Consider the following 20356-nt stretch of genomic DNA (forward strand, 5'->3'; position numbering starts at 1 on the left):
TAAGAATTATATCTTATTTAATATCCTAATTCTCTTAATCTTTGATTTACAAGATTGTTAATATAATCAACATCTAGACCGTTTTTCTTTAAAATTTCCTGTCTTTCTGCTCCGTATCCTAAATCCCCTCTAATGATCATATCTACAAGTTCCGATTCACTAGCATTTTTAATCCTTTCATCTGAAGCTGTTGCTGCATAAGGATTTTCAGCATTTCTATTTCCACTTCTTTGACCATTATCTCGCACATTATTTTCTCTCAATGTTTCCTTATTTGTTTCTTTATTTGTTTCTTTTACAGATTCCTTATTTGTTTCCTTATTTGTTTCCTTATTTGTTTCCTTATTTGTTTCCTTATTTGTTTCTTTATTTGTTTCTTTATTTGTTTCTTTATTAGATTCTTTTAAAGTTTCTTTTAAGGTTTGTAAAGTCTTGCTTTCCGTTTTAGTTTCTATAGTTGCTATTTTTACATCATTTTTCTTTGTATTATCTTTTCCACCAAAAATAGCTGATACAATATAGACTATGAAACATAATATCAATATTACAATTAATGCTATCATAATATAATTAAGCATGGTATCATTTTTTCTCTTTAAATTTGGTCTTCTATCCATTTTATCCCTCCAAGTATTTATCTTACTTATAATGTTATTATAAATTAATAAAATTCTCAACATTTTTTATAAATTGTAAAAAAAAATCAGGATTATCCTGATTTAGATTGGAGCGGAAAACGAGATTCGAACTCGCGACCCTCGCCTTGGCAAGGCGATGCTCTACCACTGAGCCACTTCCGCATGTTAAATTACTTTATAGCAGTAATTACCTTATTAAACATTTTATTTTATGGTCTTGCAATGCTGATGAGATCAAAATCGAAGATTTTGGGTACCTAGCCTTACCACTGAGCCTCTTCCGTATGTTTAACTACTTTATAGCAGTAATTACTTTATTAGTATAAACATTTTATAAATAATTGTCAAATTTTTTTACTTAATTGTAATACTAAATATATTTTCTATATGGTATAATTTACGAAAAGGATGGTGAAAAATGTTTTTAAAAATTATAACTTATTTGATGATTATTTTGAGTTCTATATTAATACCATATTCTCTATATCAATTTTTTATAGGGCTACATTATTTTAAAAAAATAGAAAATATACCTGATGTTGATAAATACAATAAATTTGCTATTTTAATTGCTGCTAGAAATGAGGAATTTGTGCTCCCTAATTTAATTAATTCATTAAAAAATTTGAATTATCCAAAAGATAAATACGAAATTATTATAGCACCTAATAATTGTACTGATAATACCAGAGAAGTCGCTATTAATAATGGAGCTAGAATTTTTGATGTTGTATATCCCATAAAAAATAAAGGAGATGTTTTACATCAATTGTTTAATTATTTAATAAATAAAGAAAATCATGATGCTTATGTAATATTTGATGCCGATAATATCGTCGATAAAAATTTTCTGTTAGAAATGAATAAACAAATTGAATATGGATTTTCAGCATCTCAAGGATTTAGAGATTCGAAAAACCCATATGAATCTTTTACATCAGGCTCATATACCTTATATCACTATATGATAAGTACTTTTTACAATAAACCTAGAACTGCTCTAAAGTTAAATAATATGATTATAGGTTGTGGATTTATGGTTACAAAAAAAGTAATAAAATCATTAGGTGGGTGGAATACTAAAACAATAACAGAAGATTTGGAATTTACAGTTTTGACAACTCTTCAAGGTGAAAAAATTGGTTATACAGAAAAGGCGATTTTTTATGATGAACAACCAAACTCATTTATAGCTTCATGGCATCAAAGAATTAGATGGCAACTTGGATTAAAACAAGGATTTATAGCTAATTCAAAAGCAGTGTTAAAATCATTATTTTCCGGTAAAGGAATACATTTTTTAGATACATATGCCATGTTAGTTGCAAATTATATTAGTAATATTAGTTTATTATCAATGATTATAGGAACATTATTTATTTCTATGAAAACAACTTCAATTGTTGGGTTTTCAATTTTAGGGTATAATATTATTGGGATGGTTTTTGGTCCTTCATTATTTGCAATTATTATTTTAGCACTTAATGGCAAAAAAATTATTCCTATGTGGAAAGGAATATTATTTTTTGGTGTATTTTTAGCATCGTGGATACCAATTAATGCATATGTCCTATTTAAGGACAATGTTGAATGGAAAGAAATAAAACATGATTCAAAAAATAATATCACAAATTAAAATAAAAAAGGAAGTAATATGAAAAGTAATATAAAAAAAATTATAGCATTACTATCTATCTCTTTAATAGTTACTGCTTGTTCAACAAATGCTAAAAACAATACAAAATTAGTCGAAAAAATAGAAACTAAAAAAGAGACTTTGATTGAAACTAAAAAAGAAATCAACAAGGATATATTAAATAAATGGTTTCAAAATTTAATTAAATTCCCACACGGAACAACAGGTTCATCTTTAAGAGCAGTTAAGCTATTGGATGAGTCATTAAATCTTCAAGATTACTCTGATGAAACAATTAATTATGTTAATAAGCTTTATGAAAATTCAGAAAAAAAATCAGATTTAAATATGACTATTTCTTTACTTTTTGAAAATATCAAAAAGTTCAAAAGTAATCCTAGTGAATATAAAAAATCACATGAAGATGCAGGTGCTAAATTTACTAACGAAAAAAATATTAATAATTTGGAAAAATTAGTAAATAGCTTATACGAATTATCAAAAAAAGAAAACAATAGCAAAGAAAATGAAAAAAATTCTAGTTTATCTAACTTAGAAAAAGAAAATATAAATAAATTTGTTACAGAATTAGAAAAAATACCAAATGGAACTGCCGGATCAGGCTTACAAATTATAGGTAAGTTTTATGATTCATTAAATTATGCTTCAGTTTTTGAAGAAAAACCAAACTTAAGTATTAATTATATAAATTCATTAATACCTAATTTAGAAAAAAAGAATAATTTTAAGATAAGTTTAGATGCCTTAAAGTTCCAAATTAAAGAATATAAAAAAGACAAACAAGATTATATAAATTCAAATAAAAATGCAGGTTACACATGGAATCCATCTATTTCAATAGAAGCTTATGAAAATGTTATAAATAATATAAATGTACAATAAAATAAAAAGTTATAACTTGCATATGGCTGTTGCAAAATAACTAAAAATGTTATTTTGCAACAGTACCATGTTTTTTATATCATAACCGCTTTTAGTTTATAATTATTCTACAATTCTTAAATTTTCAAAATATTTTTCAATATCTATATTCTCATTTATTTTATAATTCCACGTTTTAGCAGCAAATGCTCTTAACTCTTTTTTTATATCCTCAAAAATAATATCTTGACTTACTAGATTTTGATTATCACACCAAATTGATATAGAAGCACCTTTAATCCTATTATCTTCATTATCAATATTTTCACCAAAGAAAACTCCAGGACTCCAAATATTATATATTCTTTGATATTGATTAAAGTAATCCCATGAATTTTGTTTTCTACCATCTTTCGGCATTTCTTCTCTTAAAACATAATAAAAAAAGCTTGAATTTGAATTGTATATTTCATTATAACCCCTATCCAATAAGTAAGAAATATTAACAACATTATCATCCCATGGAATATTACACCAATAATCTACTCCTATCCTATTTTCAAGTTTATTCGAAAATATATTTGATGTATTTTCTCCATAATGTAAACAATCATTCCATATTCTTGGAATAAAATTATTTTCTATCATTAGTTTACTAATTTCATTTAAATATAAATTTATTGAATCTGTCCAACTTGAAAATCCATTTATCTTAGAATTTTCTTCTAATATTTTTTGATATTTATTTTTAAATTGTTCACTTTTAAAATCCATGTATTCATCAAATCCTATATGAAAATATTTTGAATTATTAAATAATTCCATAAATTCTAAATATAGATTTTTAATATATTCTAAAACTGATTTTCTAGTTATATCAAAAGAATATTTACTATTTTTTCCATTAATATCAATTTGTCCTAATTCTGGATGAATTTTAAGAATATGTTCAACATGACCTGGAGTATCTAAACTTGGAATTATTGAAATATTTTTATTTTTAGCGTAATCGATGATTTCTCTTATATCTTTCTTTGTTAGAAAACCATCTTTTGAAACAATACTAGGATCAAATTCTGATTCAATTCTAAACCCTCTATTTTCTGAAAAATGTAACATTAATGTGTTCAATTTTAATTTTGACATTTCAAATATTAAATTAAGTATCCAATCCTTTGTAAAATACTTTCTACCAATATCAAGTAAAATTCTTCTTTCTGATAATCTTGGATAATCTATAATTTCAAATTCAAATAAAGACTTATTTATTTTTATAATGTTATTTAACTTCATCAAAGCATATATAATCCCAATTTCATTTTTATATTCAACTAAAATTTTATTTTCTTTTACAATTAATTTATAACCTTGTTCTGAAAAGTTAAGATTTTCATTAAAATTTAATTCTAAAATAAATACTTTTCCATCATTAATAAAAAACTCTTTTATATTTTCATAAAAGATATTATAAACATTACGTATTTCACCAGAATATATAATATTTTTTATATAAAATGTTTCTGAATTAATAAATTTTATCTCTTGAGGATAAGTAAAAGTTAATAATTTTTCATTTAATTTTTTCGTATTTATCCTCATTTTATAAATTCCCTTTCAATTAAAACATTTTTTTCATCATATATCAAAGATATTTCTTTATACATTCCATCATATATTTTTAAAATATATTCCATTGAATCAGAATGTCCTTCCATTGCCTTAAATTCTTCGTAATCTTCAAAAAATAAATTTCCTTCTATATTTTCTGATATTAACTTTCCATCAAATCCATGTGCTGTATATAAAAGGCCAACATATCTCTCATCAGGATTCTTACCATACCACTGAATAAAACCGTTAAATTCTAAATCTTTTATATCTAAATTAGTTTCTTCTTTTATTTCTCTAATTGCAGAATTATTAAAAGATTCAAAAGGTTCAACTTTTCCCCCGGGAAATGTTAATCCTTCCCAGCCATATTTTTTCTTTTTATCGAGAACCAATACTTTGCTTCCATTAAAAATTCTGACCATATTCATCATAATTGTTTTCATAAAATTCTCCTACATCAAAGGGGCTACTAATTTAAGTATTTTTCCTAAAAATCTATAAAAAATAGAATAATCTTTATAATTTCTATATGTTACTTCTCTAGATAAATTTCTAGTTTTTTCAAAATCATTTTTTATTATTTTAGCTAAGTTTTTACTATAAAATAAAATAGCATTTTCATAATGTAAATGTAAACTTCTAAAATCTAAATTAATTGTCCCAACTACAGAAATCAAGTCATCCGCAATAATAGATTTAGAATGTAAAAATCCGGGTATATACTCATATATTTTCACACCGTTAAAAAGTAATTGTTCATAATTTGAACGAGCCATTATATATGGAACTTTCTTATCGGGTATACCAGGCATTAAAATTTGAATATCAACTCCTCTTTTAGCAGCGAATATCATTGCATCTTTAATTTTTTCACTCAAAATTAGATATGGTGTCATGATATATACATAATTTTTAGTCCTATTAATTATATCAGCATATACATTTTCTCCAACAGTTTCTCCATCATTTGGAGAATCATCGAAAGGTTGAACATAATCGTTGTTATCTACCTTATAAACATTTTTCAAATATTTTTCATAATCAGAATTTTCATATTTAGAAAGATTCCATAAATTTAAAAACATAACAGTTATACTTCTAACCGCTTCTCCCTCAATTCTAATACCATTATCTTTCCAATGTCCAAATCTTGCTATTTCATTTATATATTCATCAGCTAAATTTAACCCCCCAGTATAAGCTATTTTATTATCAATTGATACTATTTTTCTATGATCTCTATTATTATGAACAGTAGATAATATTGGAGTAACAGCTGAAAATACTTGAACTTCAAATCCTAAATTAAGTAAAAATTCTTTATAATTATCAGGTAAATAATAATCATTTATTCCATCATACATAATTTTTACTTTAACACCCTCATTTACTTTATCAATTAATTTATCTAGTATTTGTTCAAGCATTTTTCCTGGTCTTACTATAAAATATTCTAAAAATATAAATTCCTGAGCATTTTCTAAATCTTCTAATAGTTTTTCAAAATATTCTTCTCCTGATGAAAAATATTTATAATTTGTATTTTTATATATTGGATAATTTATAGTATTTTGTAAATATTTTTCAATTCCATTATTAATTTTTTTGTTATCATCTATTTCTTGTAAAATCTTATCATCTTTTACTAGTAAATAAGAGCTACTTTCTTTAATTTTCTCCAGTTTTCTCTTTAACCTTTTTGGACCTGGAAAAATTTCAAATACCAAATAAATCAAAAACCCTGCAACAGGTAATATAGCAATTGGAATAATCCAAGCTACTCTATACTCTATAGGTTGGTTTAAATTTATAATATAGATAATTAACGCATATGAAACAATGCTCCATAGATAATTAATCAATAATTCTTCACCCTTAAAAATATTAGATAAATAAATCAATAGAGCAAATTGAAGCAATATTATAATAGTAACCCAAAAGATTGGCTTAACTAAATGTCTCTTACTTTTTAAATTTGTTAGAGATTCTGTTATTTTGTCTTTATTTTTTATTTTAAATTTTCGCATAAAAAACTCCGTAATTTCAATATATTATATATAATATCATGAAATTACAAAGTTTTTAATTAATTATTTATAAATTGTGAATTGTATAATTTGCTATACTCTCCATTTTTCGCTAATAATTCTTCATGTGTACCTTTTTCAATAATTTCTCCATTATCTAATAAAAGTATCATATCAGCATTTTTTATAGTTGAAAGTCTATGAGCAATTACAAATGACGTTTTATTTTTCATAAGATTATTCATAGCATCTTGGATTTGTAGTTCAGTTCTACTATCTACATTCGATGTAGCTTCATCTAAAATTAACATAGGAGAATTTAATAACATCGCTCTTGCAATAGTCATTAATTGTTTTTGTCCTTGAGATAAATTTTCAGCCTCTTCATCAAGTATAGTATCATATCCATATTTTTGGTTTTCAATAAAATTATCAATATGTGCAGATTTTGCAGCATTTTTAATTTCTTCCATTGTTGCCTCACTTCTACCATAAGTTAAATTATCTTTAATACTTCCCTTAAATAGCCATGTATCTTGTAATACCATCGCAAATGAAGCTCTTTGACTCTTTCTTTTAATATCTTTATATGATAAATCATCAATTAAAATATCTCCTTTTTGTGGGTCATAAAATCTCATTAATAAATTAATTAATGTTGTTTTTCCTGCACCTGTATGCCCTACTATTGCTGTAAGAGATCCCGGTTTAGCAATATAGTTGAAATTTTTAATTATCATTTTGTCATCATACCCAAAAGAAACATTTCTAAATTCAACTTTACCTTCTACATTTTGTAATTCTTTTGCATTTGGCAAATCTTCTTTTTCGTTATCTTGCTCTAATAATATAAACACTCTATTAGCGGCTGAAAATGCAGATTGAACTTCTGCAACTACAGCCGCTATCTGATTTATAGGAAATGAAAATTGTCTTGAATAAAGTATGAATGCAGATAAATATCCAAGAGTAAATACTCCATCTAAGTATAAAATAGATCCAAAAATAGAAACTAAAGCTATAGAGATATTAGTAATAAATCCCATTGTTGGGAAATTTATGGATGCTTGATAATCCGCTTTATAATAGGCATCAATACTATCACTATTTCTTTTCCAAAATTCTCCTGAGAAATATTCTTCTTTTTCATAGGCTTGAATTGTTTTTTGTCCAATCAATATTTCCTCTACATAACCATTCATTTCACCTAATTTTCTTGATCTTAAAGAAAATAAAGGTCTTGTCTTATTAACTCTATATTTTGTGAATAAAATCGTCACAGGTAAAATAAACAAAAATATTACTGATAAAAATGGTGATATTGACATCATCATTGAAAATGAACCCACTACAGTTATTAATGATGCAACGATACTCACTATATTATTTGATACTGTTTGATTAACAACATCTAAATCATATGAAATTCTAGAAACAAGATCTCCAGCTTGATGAGTATCAATATATTTAATTGGAACATCCACTATTTTATCAAATGTATCTTGTCTCATTTTTACTATAACTTTTTCAGAAACTCTAACCATTAATCTTGATGAAATATATGTTAAAACTGATGATCCTAAATAAGCTAATAACATCAAACCTACATATAGATAAGTGTCATTAAAATTAATTGGAGTTTTAGATAATGTATCTATAGCTGCCCCCGAATATCTTGGACCCCATAATACAATTAAATTTGAAGCTATAACAAGAATTATTGTTATAAAAAATAATTTCCATTCATTAAGAATATAGGAAAATAATTTTTTAGCAATTTTACCATAATTTTTTTCATTTATTTTTTTATTTATTTTCTTTTTATCCATAACTACCTCTATTTCATTTCCCCAATTTGCATATCAGCTATTTCTCTATAAGGAATGCAATTATTAATCATGTATTCATGATTTCCTTTAGCTAAAATTTTTCCATTTTCTAAAAATAATATTTGATTTGCCGATATAACAGAAGAAATTCTTTGTGCAATAATTATAGTTGTTGAATTACCAAAATTATCATCTATAGCTCGTCTTAAATTTGATTCAGTCTTGAAATCAAGTGCAGAAGATGAATCATCAAGTACCAATATTTCTGGCTTAGAAGCAAATGCTCGTGAAAGTAAAACTCTTTGTTTTTGTCCACCTGATAAATTTACGCCTTTAGAAGCTAAAGCATGATCTAGCTTATCTTCTTTTTCCTCTATAAATTCTTGAGCTTGCGCATTTATTGTCGCATCAATTAATTCTTCATCTAGTAAATTTCTACCAAAATCTATATTTTCTTTTATAGTTCCCTTAAATAAAAAGTCTTTTTGGAATACAGATCCATAAATAGCATTTAAATCTCTATGATTAATATTTTTTATATTAACACCTCTAATTAATATTTCTCCTTCACTTACATCATATTGTCTTAAAAGTAATTTAATAATTGTTGATTTCCCTGAACCAGTAGCTCCCATAATTCCTAGCTTTTCTCCAACAAATAATTTAAAATTTATATTTACTAAACTATTTTCAGTTCCATGATATGAAAATGAAACATTTTTAAATTCTATTTCTGGAATATCACTATTTGACTTAGGTAATTTTGTTGGATTATCAACTATTTGATTTTTATCTATAGGCATAAATATTACTTCTTCAATTCTTTTTACAGATGTCATAGCCCTACTATAAATATTAAACATCCAATTTAACATAAATAGAGAATGAGTTATTTGTATAAAATATGTCATAAAAGCAATAATTGTACCTAATTTTATTTGATTATTTTTAACTAAATTTCCCCCATAAATTATTACTACTGCTAATCCAATATATAACAGTGTATTTACTAATGGAGATGTTAACGCCATTATATCTGTTGCTTCAATATTTTGTTCTCTTACAGAATTATTTGCATTAAAAAATTTATTTTTTTCATATTCTACTTTGTTTAAGGCTTTTGCTACTTTTATACCTCTTATGCTTTCTCTTATAGATTGAACCATTACATCAACTCGATTTTGTAAATTTTTCCACATTGGCTGTGTTTTATTATATATAAATCTAATTGTTGCAAAAATAGGAATTACTAATATTAAAATTACAATAGATAATCTAGGACTTAAAATAATACAAAAAATAATTCCTCCCAAAAATAAGATTACAGATCTTGCTCCCATTCTCATTGCAGTCCCTAAAAAATTATGAATTGTGTACGTATCAGAAGTAAGTCTTGACTCTATAGAAGAAATCCCTAATTTATCAATTTGTTTAGCAGACAATCTAATTGATCTCTCAAATAAATCTTGACGAATATCTTGAATTGTATCCGAAGAAATTTTAGAAGCCATTCTATTTGACTTTATACTATAAAACCATTCTAAAAAAGAAACTAATATCATCAACAATCCAACTAATACTATCATTGTCTTATTTTTAGTTGGAACAACTGTATCGATAATGTATGCTAGTATTGCTGGTACCATAATTCCACAAAATGTACTAAATATTTTTATAAACATAGTAATACTTATATCTTTTTTTCTTGGATATACATATTTCTTAAACATTATTCCTACTTTCCTTTTTCAACTGCTCTATCTGATATTTTTCTTAATAATTCTAAAAATTTTATTTTTTCTTCATCTGATAAATCTTGCATTATCAAATCATTCCATTGATTTGAGTATTCCTCAATTAAAGGAAATAATTCATATAATTTTTCTGTTGGATATAATCGATTTGCTCTTTTATCATTAGTATCAACTCTAGCAACAACTAATTCCATATCAACAAGATGTTTTATATTTCTTGTTACTGTTGACTTGTTTACAAATATACCATCTGTCAATTTTTCCTGAATTAATCCAGGATTATGATATATAGCTATAAGATAACTTATGTGATGTCCAGTCAATCCATAATTATGAAAATATTTTGTTCTATCTGATATTGAAGATCTATAAATTCTATTTATATATCTCATAATTTTTTCCATAAAAACCTCTTTAAAAATAAATAGTTGCATAAGCAACTGTTTCTCATGCAACTATTTTATACCCATTTTAAAAAATCGTCAACATTTTTATAGATTTTTACTTTCTATAATCTAATCTAGAAAAAGTCATCTCATAATTAGGTAATCTTGTATTTTTCAATGAAATACATGACTCTAAATTATCAATTTCATTTCTTAAATCTATCATTTTTTTATTTAATAAGAAGTATTGATATGACATTTCTATTTTATCTTTAATTTTATTTAATTCATTTCCGGTTTCTTTTTAATATAAAAAGATTCAGGAAGATATTTCTTCATATTCTTTTTACCAAATGTCTTTATTCAAAAATTGCTTATAAAATCCATCCTCACTCCTATATTTTTTATTACAAGACTATTTTAACATATAAAAAAAATAAAATTTTGCATAGGCACTTCAGTAGAGTTTATAATAACTCAAAGACTAGTGCATCATGCAAAATTCTATTTTTAAATCCCTATCACAAAAACTTTATCATCTTCAGTAATTTCTAATTCATCTGCATTACCAAAGATTTCATTTATCGCCACTTTATCCAATAAAAAATAATCTTTAGCTTCAACATCTATTAAATCTTTAGCTACATTTTCATCTTTTACTTGTGTAAAAACAGCCTTATTTGTTTCTTTATCATTTTGAATCAGAAACGCTTTTGTGTATTTATCTTTATTCGTTAAAAGTAATTCTCCAACTGTCAAATCTACCTCCTAGTATTATCTATTCATGATAGACTCTTTAATTTTCATTATTTGATTAAACATTTCATCAGATAAATCTTGATATTCAAGTATAAAGTCAAAATCTTCTATTGCTTTATCAAATTTATTTATTGACATCAAAATTATCGCTCTATTATATCTCAATTTAATTTCTGATGGATACTTTTCAATAGAATCATTAGCCAAATGCAATGCTTCAACATCTTTTTTCAAAACGTATTTTATATATACTAAATCTGTATAAAGCATAGCAAAATCCGCACCTTTTTCAATAGATTCTTCAAAAAATTGCTCTGCTAATTCCGGATTTTCCTTATTCATATATGCAATTGCAATATAATAAGGAATATCATATCTAGATGAATTTTTTCTAGCTTCCATCAATTCAGAAATTGCAGTACTATAATCCATTTTATTAATATAATAAATTGAATTTTCAACCGCAACATCAGGAGCAATCTTATTCATTTCATCTCTTATAGTATCTTTTAATTCTTCAAATTCCGCATTTCTCAAAGCTCTATTATAAAAATTATTTGCTTTAATATATTTTCCTGTCGCTTTAGAAATATTTCCCAACTCAAAATTTGCCAAGGAATATGTTTCATTGTATCTCAAAATTCTTTCCAAAATTCTTATTGACTGTTCAATAAAAATTTCTCTATCTTCTTTTGAAACTTCAATATTCCACAATAATTTTGCATAGCTGTAAGCTGCCATTTCATTTTCTTCATTAAGTAAGAATGCAGCTCTTGTAAATAACAATACTTTTTCAAAATTAGTATCGTAAAATTTTACAGCTTTTGATAATGCATATTTTGATGAATCATCTAATAATTTACCTAAAATATGCTTATATTCATTTACATACAAAAATTCAGGATCTATTGCTACCATATACAACATACCGTCAATGATGTATTCAATTTTTATCTCATTATCAAATTCATTATGAGTCATCCCATCCATCATATCATCCAAAATAATTGGAAGAGGAATGTCTTCAATGCCATAATTTCTGTAATAATCAATATTTTCCTTTAACTCTATAAAAGAAACTTTATCTGCTTTTTTTCTAAAATACTTTTCAATAATATTCATACTTACCTAAAACTTTCCTTGAAATTGTCTTTTTCTAATTGAAGATCCATCTAAAATCTTAAATAGATGCCCTTTATAGATATAAAGAATACCCATTATCAAAGAATATAAAACTACATTCATAATATAAGTAATATCAAATGTAAAAATTACATAATTTATTGTTAATAAGAATTTTGCAGCAACAAATATTACAACTATAGGCAACCATTGAATAATATTATCCTTGATAAACATCACAGAATTTAAAGCTACTTCTATCCCATATTCTTCAGAAATATATACTTTTTCATATACTGTACTTAAAACTATAAGCACTAGAATATCAATTATAAATGTATATTGAAAATCGATATTTTGTAAGATAATATGTGCCAAATATTCTATAATATAGACTATAAACAAAGTGTTTGACATAGGTAAATAATATCTTTTTGTCCCTTCAATTATATTTTTAAATCTAAATCTATTGTAATTTACAATATCTGACAAAACACCAACTAAAGCAGATGCAAACACAATTGTAATAATATATCTCACAAATCCTAAAACAAAATTTCCGCCTCTAGAGTATGTTGTCAATAAACTTAATAAATAATTTTCTCCAACTCCCAAAACGAACAATATCATGGCTAATGCAGGTACATATTTCAAACTAGAAATCGAATTTTTAAATGCAGTCTTATTTACATATATAAAATCTTTTATAATTTCCATCAATCCTCCTACATTTTGTTTGGAGCATGTATACCTAATAAATCTAATAAATTACTTATACATATTTTTGTTGCATAAACCAATAATGCTCTTGTTTTTTTCACTTCATCTTCTGAATTCAAAATATGAATGCTATTGTAGAATGAATTAAAGTTTTGAGCAATTTCTGTTACATGTCTTGTAATTACTGAAGGTTCTAATTTATCTCTTGCAGTTAAAATTACATTTGGAACATCATATATTGACTTAATTAATGCAACTTCTTGTGGTTCAGTTAATAATGAAAAATCAACATTTTCACTTAATTCTAAACCTAATTTTTCTAAAATTTGATTTGCTCTTGCATGTGCGTATTGCACATATGGCCCAGTTTCTCCTTCAAAATTCAATACTTGATCCCAGTCAAATACATAATCTTTAATTCTTGTATTGAATAATTCTTGGAATTTCACAGCACCTATACCAATTTCTCTTGCAATAACTTCTTTATTTTCTAAATTAGGATTTCTTTCTTCAATAATTTCTTTTGTCTTATCAATTGCTTTATTTAACACATCTTCTAAGAATACAACTTTTCCTTTTCTTGTAGACAATGTACCATCTTTAAGACTTACCATACCAAATTGTACGTGTTCACAATCTTCAGACCATTCATATCCCATTTTTGCTAACACATCTTTAAGTGTCTTAAAATGTAGATTTTGTTGAGTTGCAACAACATAAATATTCTTATCAAAATTATAGATTTTCTTTCTATGACGTGCTGTCGCCACGTCTCTTGTAATATATGTTGAGGAACCATCTCTTTTTAATACTATTGCAGGTGGTGTATCTTCTCCCATTTCAATAACTGTAGCTCCTTCTGATTCTGTTAAAAGATTTTTTTCTTTCATTTCTTTAATTACATCATCAACAAATTGTGCATGGTAAAATTCCCCGTTGTATGAATCAAATGAAATTTCTAATAAATCATACACTCTATTAAACTCTTTTAAGCTTATTTCCTTAAACCAAGTCCATGTTTCTACAGCAAATTCATCACCATCTTCTAATTTCTTAAACCATGCTCTTGCTTCGTCCATTAATTCAGGTTTTGCTTCAGCCTCTTCAGTATATTTTACATATAATTTAAGTAATTCTTTAATAGGATTACTATTGATTGTTTCTTTATCGCCCCATTTTCTATATGCAGAAAGTAAAACGCCAAATTGAGTACCATAATCACCTAAATAATTTATAGCATCAACATGATATCCTAAAAATCTATATATCCTCTTAATGGAATCCCCTATTACTGTTGATCTGATATGACCAATATGGAATGGTTTTGCTATATTTGTTGAGCTATAATCAATAACTATATTCTTACCATTTCCAATATTTGATGAACCATACATTTCTTTTTTATCAAAAACTTCCTTCAATACTGTTTCATTAAATTTTGATTGATTTACAAAAAAATTAATATATGGTCCTACAGGTCTTACTTCACTAAATAATTCAGAACTAATCTTTTCAGCTAATTCTACAGAAATTTGAGTAGGTGCTTTTCTTAAGGTTTTAGCTAATCTAAAACATGGAAATGCAAAATCTCCCATTTCTTTATTTGGTGGTGTTTCAATACTTAAATATATATCATCTAGTGAAACACATAATTCTAAAGAATTTAATATTTCTGATATCTCTTTTTTATAATCCATACTACTTCAAGGTTACAACCGTAACTCCCGCTCCCCCTTCTTTTATGCTTCCTATTCTAAACTCTTCTACATATCTAGATTTTCTGAAAAATTCTGTCAAGCCTATTCTTAATGCTCCCGTTCCTTTACCATGAATAATATGAACAGTTTTCATTCCCATTAGAATTGATTTATCAAAGAAACTATCAATTTCTATCATAGCCTCCTCAACTGTCTTTCCTCTAACATCAAGCTCATATTGTGCATCCTTAAATGATGCATTTTTCAATACTTGTCTATACGATGATTGAGATTTCTCAGATTCGATTTCTTTATTAGTTTTTGCTAAATCAGAAATATTTACATTAAATTTCAAAATTCCCATTTGAACAGTCAGATCACCTTTATTATCTGGCAATGTCTGTACAACAGCTAAATCATTCATAGAAATCACCTTAACTGTTTCACCAAGTTTAACTGTAATATTTTTACCATATTTCTTTTTAATAACTGGCTTTTCTTCAAATTTATCAGTAGCTTTCTTAAATTTATCAGTAATTTCTGAATACGCTCTATCAATTTGTCTGGATTCTTTATTTCCTTTTTGACTTTTTGCAAGTTTCAATATTTCTTTTGATTGTCTTCTAGCATCTTCTAAAATTTTTCTAGCTTCAATCTTTGCATTTTCGATTTCAGATTCTGCCTTTTCTTTTCTCTTTCCAACATCTTTATTAAAATTATCAATAAGTTTTTCATATTTATTTTTTTCTTTTTGAACTTCTAACAATTCATTATCTAATTTAATTCTATCAGTTTCAATTTCAGCAATAATTTCCTCAAAATCTCTATTTTCCTTTGATACATAATTATTTGCTATAGAAAGAATTTTCTCTGATAATCCAAGTCTCCTAGAGATTTCAAAAGCATTTGACTTACCAGGTCTACCAATTATCAATTTATATGTTGGCGACAATGTCTCAACATTAAATTCAACATTGGCATTTTGTACTCCATCTGTACTCATCGCATATAGTTTTAATTCGCTATAGTGAGTTGTAGAAACCAGTAAAGTACCTCTTTTTACCAATGTATCAATTATAGCCATAGCCAGTGCTGCCCCTTCTGTAGGATCTGTACCATTTCCTAATTCATCAAATAAAACTAAAGATCTATCGTTAGCATATTTTAATATATGAACTATATTAGTCATTGATGCTGAAAATGTTGATAAAGACTGCTCTATACTTTGATTATCACCAATGTCAGTATAAATATTGTTAAATATAGCAACTTTAGAAAATTCATCACATGGAATGTATAAACCTGATTGAGCCATCATAATTACCAATCCCAAAGTCTTCAAACTTACTGTTTTACCACCAGTATTTGGCCCTGTAATAACTAATGCACTATATTTTTCACCCAATTTTACATCTATTGGTACAACTTTACCTTTCAACAAAGGATGTTTTGCATTTTTTATATCAATAATTTTTTCATTATTTAAAATTGGCTTTGTATACATCTTATCTAATGCATACTTAGCTTTTGCAAATGTGAAATCTAAATCTACTAACAAATATTGATTATTCTCTATTTCTTGATGATACACAAATATCATTTCAGAAAGTTCCTTCAATATTCTTCTAATTTCTTCAATTTCTTTAATTTCTAAATCTCTAATCTTATTATTAATTTCAACTACAGCCATTGGCTCAATATATAGAGTTTGTCCTGAAGCTGAGATATCATGAGTAATTCCTGGAACTTTAGATTTTGCACCTGATTTTACAGGAACTACATATCTACCATCTCTCATTGTAATAAATCCATCTTGAAGATTTGTAGTATCATCTTTAACAATCGAATTTAGCTTATTTCTAGCTTCTTCCGTCTTTTCTCTTATACTCTTACGTATTTGAAATAATTCTCTTGACGCATCATCTGAAATTGTATCTTCATCAACTACAATTCTTTCAATTTCTTTTTGAATTCTCGTATTTGTATAAAGTTTATCTATAAGTTTCACAACCTCATTAGTTTGAGATTCATGTTCAGATTTATAATCTTTTAGACTTTGTGAAACCCTTAAAGAATTAGCAATTTGAATAAGATCTAAATTTTCCAAAACTGCTCGCTTCTTTAATCTAATCATCATTTCCTTCAAATTATGAATTCCATATAATGGTGGAAATGAAAATTTTCTTATCAATTCAATTGCATCTGCTGTCTTATTTTGTAAAAATTCAATTTTTTCTAATTGTATTAATGGGACAATTTTTGAAGCTTTTTCAGCTCCTAAAGAAGATGCACAATATCCTTGCAACTCTTCTTTAATTTTATCCCACTCTAAAGTGGCAATTGTATTTTGCTCCATAAATTTCTACTTTCTATTTCCGTTTAATAACTCCTGCACTTGTTTTTTTGCATGTAAAGTTTGTTTTTCTTGTTCTAATAATTTTTCTCTTAAAGATTCATTATCTTTTCTATCTTTTTCAGAAAGTGTAATTTGTCTATCTAATTCAAGCTTAAACTTATCTCTATCACTAGTTATATAGTTCAAATGATTTTCTAATTCTCTAACTTTCGCTTCTAATGTTTGAATTTTTTCAAATGAATCCTTATTTAATTCCTTAAACTCTTCAAATTCAGTTTTTAATGGCCCATAATTTTCCATTGGTTCTTTTGAAGTTTCTAAAAGTTCCTTATGCTTTAACTCTAAAGAATACAAATCATCTGCAATATTTAAACATGCCAATGTCGCATGCATGGTAGGATTTCGATAATTTAATGCTGTCTTAGCCTTCTTTATTTCACTATCCACATAATAAACAATTTTATCAGTTTCATCTTTGCTTCTTTGAGTTTTTAATACATAATTGTTTCCATTAATCTGAAATTCGTACCTATTCTTTTTCATTCATATTCTCCGATTAGCTTCTTAAATCTATTTCAAATGCCTTGTTTAAGCCATTTACAATATTTTCAAAAGCTATTTTGATTACTTCATCTTTCAATGTGGATTCATTTGATTGGAATCCAATCTTGTATGCAAGTGATACTTTATCTTCTGCAATTTGAGAACCTGTATAAACATCGAATAGTTTAACAAATTTCAAGTATTCTCCACCATTTGCTTTAATAACATCAACAATATCTTGTGATTGTGCAGATTTATCTACAACTAAAGCAATATCTCTTTCAACCAATGGATATCTTGAAATTTCTTGATATTGGATTAAATCTTGCTTGAATTTAAATAATTCTGTAAGATTTGCTTCAACTAAGTAAACTCTCTTTTCAATATCATAATTTTCAGCAACAATTGGACTAATTTCACCAATAACTGCAACTTTAACGTCATTTACATAAACATTAGCACATCTTCCTGAATGGAATATTGAATTTTCTGTTTCTCTTTCAAATCTCACATCATTAATTCCAAAAGTTTTTAATATTGCTAATAATGTATCTTTAGCATAGTAAAAATCGTAATTTCCAACTAGTGAGAATGTCATCAACTTAACTTCTTCTGTTTTTTCACCATTTTTAATGAATGTATTACCAACTTCTGATAATTTCAAATCAAATTGTTTGTTATTTAAATTTTTTCTAACTACTTCTAGGTTGTTTCCTATTAATGTTGTTCTCATAACTGAGAAATCTTCACCAAGTGGATTGATGATTTTTACAGTGTTTCTCATTGAGTCATTTTCTGGTAAATTCAATTTGTCAAATACTTTATTTGAAATGAATGAATAAGTTAATATTTCAGAAAATCCTAATGCATATAGTTCCATTCTTGCATTATCCAAGAAATTTCTCATGTCTGACTTAACACCTTTTGTCAAGCCACCTACTAAAGGTTTTGGTGTGATATTATGGAATCCATATAATCTACCAACTTCTTCAATTAAGTCAGCTTCAATAGTCAAATCATCTCTGAAATATGGAATTGTTACTAGTAATTTATCACCTTGAATTTCAGCATTTAACTCAAGTGCTTCCAAGTATTTCTTTGTTTCTTCAATTGATAAATCTAATCCTAATAATGAATTTGATCTAGCATTTCTTAATTCGATAACTCTATCTTTTGGATCAAAGTTTTCTACACTATCGATACCTGAAACAACTTTTCCTGAATTTGTTTCTTCAACTAATTTTAAGAATCTTTGAATACCGTACTCTGCTAATTTTGCAGGAACACCTTTTTCAAATCTTGATGATGCTTCTGATCTTAAAGTCAATTTCTTTGATGTTTTTCTGATTGTTTCTGAATCAAAACTTGCTGCTTCAATTAATATTGTCTTTGTATCTTTTGTTACTTCTGTGTATTCGCCACCCATTACACCAGCTAAACCAATAGCTCTTGAGTTTCCATCAGCGATAACAATATCTTCTGAAACTAATTTTCTTTCAGTGTCATCAAGTGTTTTAATAACTTCTTCATCTTTAGCCATTCTTACTATTAAAGATTTACCTTCAATCTTATCTAAATCATATGCATGAAGTGGTTGTCCATACTCCAACATAATGAAATTTGTGAAGTCAACTATGTTGTTGATTGGTCTCATTCCTGCATTTCTCAAATAATTTTGAATGTATAATGGTGATTCTTTGATTTCAACATCTTTAACAACTGCAGTCATAAATCTATTTACTTTATCTGTTTCAACTTTTACACCATTAAAGTATTCATTGTAAGAATCTACTGTATTTTCAATTTTCAAAGAAGGTTCTACGATTTTTTTATCAAATACTGCAGCAACTTCTCTTGCCATACCAATAATAGATAAACAATCAGGTCTATTTGGAGTGATTTCAAATTCAATAATTGAATCATCTAAACCTAATGTTTTTACTGCATCTTCTCCAACCTTTGCATCATCATTTAATATAATAAGTCCATCTTCGGAATTTTTAGGAACTAAATTTTCTGAAACCCCTAATTCACTGTATCCGCAAAGCATACCTTTTGATACAATACCTTGTAATGTAGCTTCTTTAATTACAATTCCCCCTGGTAATGTTGCGCCTAATTTAGCAAATACAACATTATCTCCTACTTTCATATTTTTAGCACCAGTTACAATTGTCTCTTTGCCTTCGCCAAAATCAATGTCTACTAGTGATAATTTATCTGCATTTTCATGTTTTTTAATATCTAAAATTTTTGCTATAACAATGTTTGATAGTCCTTCATATTTTTGAATTGATTCAACGTGTGAACCTGAATCTGTAACCCTATTAGCTATTTCTCTTGCATCAGCTTCAATATCTAAATATTCTCTAAGCCATTTTACCGGAACTAACATC

Annotated in this window: 17 protein-coding genes and 1 tRNA gene; 2 read left to right on the top strand and 16 right to left on the bottom strand. The window is 26.2% G+C overall.

Translation table 11 applies throughout. The features are described 5' to 3' along the window. Positions 1-17: 17 nt before the first annotated feature. Positions 18-617, bottom strand: a complete 600-nt coding sequence (locus tag ABGF48_RS03835) for a hypothetical protein (RefSeq protein WP_408105020.1) — start codon at positions 615-617, stop codon at positions 18-20. A gap of 108 nt (positions 618-725) precedes the next feature. Then, positions 726-800, bottom strand: a tRNA-Gly gene (locus ABGF48_RS03840). Positions 801-1056: 256 nt separating this feature from the next. On the opposite strand from ABGF48_RS03840, the gene ABGF48_RS03845 reads away from it, so the two are divergent. Next, positions 1057-2274 carry a glycosyltransferase family 2 protein gene (locus ABGF48_RS03845; RefSeq protein ID WP_408105021.1) on the top strand — a complete coding sequence of 406 codons (1218 nt, stop codon included), beginning with the start codon at positions 1057-1059 and terminating at the stop codon, positions 2272-2274. 18 nt (positions 2275-2292) lie between these two features. After that, entirely contained in the window at positions 2293-3177 is an 885-nt protein-coding gene (locus ABGF48_RS03850; RefSeq protein ID WP_408105022.1) for a hypothetical protein, read from the top strand. Between the two features lie 102 nt (positions 3178-3279). Here ABGF48_RS03850 and ABGF48_RS03855 read toward each other — a convergent pair whose 3' ends face one another. The 14 genes from ABGF48_RS03855 to pheT all read right to left on the bottom strand — a co-directional run bounded on the left by ABGF48_RS03855 (position 3280) and on the right by pheT (position 20355). Next, entirely contained in the window at positions 3280-4755 is a 1476-nt protein-coding gene (locus ABGF48_RS03855; RefSeq protein WP_408105023.1) for a family 20 glycosylhydrolase, read from the bottom strand. Then, positions 4752-5210: an NUDIX domain-containing protein gene (locus ABGF48_RS03860; RefSeq protein ID WP_408105024.1), complete on the bottom strand. Its 459-nt coding sequence runs from the start codon at positions 5208-5210 to the stop codon at positions 4752-4754. Before ABGF48_RS03860 ends, ABGF48_RS03855 begins: the two co-directional genes overlap by 4 nt. A gap of 9 nt (positions 5211-5219) precedes the next feature. Beyond that, positions 5220-6794, bottom strand: coding sequence for a cardiolipin synthase (gene cls / locus ABGF48_RS03865; protein ID WP_408105025.1), 1575 nt, complete (start codon positions 6792-6794; stop codon positions 5220-5222). 59 nt (positions 6795-6853) lie between these two features. Beyond that, a complete protein-coding gene (locus tag ABGF48_RS03870) occupies positions 6854-8623 on the bottom strand; it encodes an ABC transporter ATP-binding protein (protein ID WP_408105026.1) in 1770 nt (589 codons plus the stop codon). A gap of 8 nt (positions 8624-8631) precedes the next feature. Beyond that, positions 8632-10353 (bottom strand): ABC transporter ATP-binding protein, encoded by a 1722-nt coding sequence (locus tag ABGF48_RS03875; RefSeq protein ID WP_408105027.1) that lies wholly within the window; start codon positions 10351-10353, stop codon positions 8632-8634. 5 nt (positions 10354-10358) lie between these two features. Continuing rightward, positions 10359-10781 (bottom strand): MarR family winged helix-turn-helix transcriptional regulator, encoded by a 423-nt coding sequence (locus tag ABGF48_RS03880; protein ID WP_408105028.1) that lies wholly within the window; start codon positions 10779-10781, stop codon positions 10359-10361. A gap of 97 nt (positions 10782-10878) precedes the next feature. Next, positions 10879-11022, bottom strand: coding sequence for a hypothetical protein (locus ABGF48_RS03885; protein WP_408105029.1), 144 nt, complete (start codon positions 11020-11022; stop codon positions 10879-10881). A 251-nt stretch (positions 11023-11273) separates the two neighbouring features. After that, the gene (locus tag ABGF48_RS03890; RefSeq protein WP_408105030.1) at positions 11274-11522 is read right to left on the bottom strand and encodes a hypothetical protein; all 249 of its coding nucleotides are present in this window, start codon (positions 11520-11522) and stop codon (positions 11274-11276) included. A gap of 15 nt (positions 11523-11537) precedes the next feature. Continuing rightward, a complete protein-coding gene (locus tag ABGF48_RS03895) occupies positions 11538-12644 on the bottom strand; it encodes a tetratricopeptide repeat protein (protein ID WP_408105031.1) in 1107 nt (368 codons plus the stop codon). Positions 12645-12650: 6 nt separating this feature from the next. After that, positions 12651-13361 carry a hypothetical protein gene (locus ABGF48_RS03900; protein WP_408105032.1) on the bottom strand — a complete coding sequence of 237 codons (711 nt, stop codon included), beginning with the start codon at positions 13359-13361 and terminating at the stop codon, positions 12651-12653. Between the two features lie 8 nt (positions 13362-13369). Next, positions 13370-15061: an arginine--tRNA ligase gene (gene argS / locus ABGF48_RS03905; protein ID WP_408105033.1), complete on the bottom strand. Its 1692-nt coding sequence runs from the start codon at positions 15059-15061 to the stop codon at positions 13370-13372. Between the two features lies 1 nt (position 15062). Beyond that, positions 15063-17417, bottom strand: coding sequence for an endonuclease MutS2 (locus ABGF48_RS03910; RefSeq protein WP_408105034.1), 2355 nt, complete (start codon positions 17415-17417; stop codon positions 15063-15065). 6 nt (positions 17418-17423) lie between these two features. Continuing rightward, positions 17424-17960 (bottom strand): cell division protein ZapA, encoded by a 537-nt coding sequence (locus tag ABGF48_RS03915; RefSeq protein WP_408105035.1) that lies wholly within the window; start codon positions 17958-17960, stop codon positions 17424-17426. A 13-nt stretch (positions 17961-17973) separates the two neighbouring features. Continuing rightward, a complete protein-coding gene (pheT, locus tag ABGF48_RS03920) occupies positions 17974-20355 on the bottom strand; it encodes a phenylalanine--tRNA ligase subunit beta (protein ID WP_408105036.1) in 2382 nt (793 codons plus the stop codon). Position 20356: the final 1 nt, after the last annotated feature.

This window comes from Helcococcus bovis, assembly GCF_046035835.1.
Classification (GTDB): domain Bacteria; phylum Bacillota; class Clostridia; order Tissierellales; family Peptoniphilaceae; genus Helcococcus; species Helcococcus bovis.

Excerpts from the sequence above, each read along its gene's own strand:
- ABGF48_RS03835 (WP_408105020.1), bottom strand. The coding sequence starts at position 617 with ATGGATAGAAGACCAAATTTAAAGAGAAAAAATGATACCATGCTTAAT.
- ABGF48_RS03845 (WP_408105021.1), top strand. The coding sequence starts at position 1,057 with ATGTTTTTAAAAATTATAACTTATTTGATGATTATTTTGAGTTCTATA.
- ABGF48_RS03850 (WP_408105022.1), top strand. The coding sequence starts at position 2,293 with ATGAAAAGTAATATAAAAAAAATTATAGCATTACTATCTATCTCTTTA.
- ABGF48_RS03855 (WP_408105023.1), bottom strand. The coding sequence starts at position 4,755 with ATGAGGATAAATACGAAAAAATTAAATGAAAAATTATTAACTTTTACT.
- ABGF48_RS03860 (WP_408105024.1), bottom strand. The coding sequence starts at position 5,210 with ATGAAAACAATTATGATGAATATGGTCAGAATTTTTAATGGAAGCAAA.
- cls (WP_408105025.1), bottom strand. The coding sequence starts at position 6,794 with ATGCGAAAATTTAAAATAAAAAATAAAGACAAAATAACAGAATCTCTA.
- ABGF48_RS03870 (WP_408105026.1), bottom strand. The coding sequence starts at position 8,623 with ATGGATAAAAAGAAAATAAATAAAAAAATAAATGAAAAAAATTATGGT.
- ABGF48_RS03875 (WP_408105027.1), bottom strand. The coding sequence starts at position 10,353 with ATGTTTAAGAAATATGTATATCCAAGAAAAAAAGATATAAGTATTACT.
- ABGF48_RS03880 (WP_408105028.1), bottom strand. The coding sequence starts at position 10,781 with ATGGAAAAAATTATGAGATATATAAATAGAATTTATAGATCTTCAATA.
- ABGF48_RS03885 (WP_408105029.1), bottom strand. The coding sequence starts at position 11,022 with ATGTCATATCAATACTTCTTATTAAATAAAAAAATGATAGATTTAAGA.
- ABGF48_RS03895 (WP_408105031.1), bottom strand. The coding sequence starts at position 12,644 with ATGAATATTATTGAAAAGTATTTTAGAAAAAAAGCAGATAAAGTTTCT.
- ABGF48_RS03900 (WP_408105032.1), bottom strand. The coding sequence starts at position 13,361 with ATGGAAATTATAAAAGATTTTATATATGTAAATAAGACTGCATTTAAA.
- argS (WP_408105033.1), bottom strand. The coding sequence starts at position 15,061 with ATGGATTATAAAAAAGAGATATCAGAAATATTAAATTCTTTAGAATTA.
- ABGF48_RS03910 (WP_408105034.1), bottom strand. The coding sequence starts at position 17,417 with ATGGAGCAAAATACAATTGCCACTTTAGAGTGGGATAAAATTAAAGAA.
- ABGF48_RS03915 (WP_408105035.1), bottom strand. The coding sequence starts at position 17,960 with ATGAAAAAGAATAGGTACGAATTTCAGATTAATGGAAACAATTATGTA.
- pheT (WP_408105036.1), bottom strand. The coding sequence starts at position 20,355 with ATGTTAGTTCCGGTAAAATGGCTTAGAGAATATTTAGATATTGAAGCT.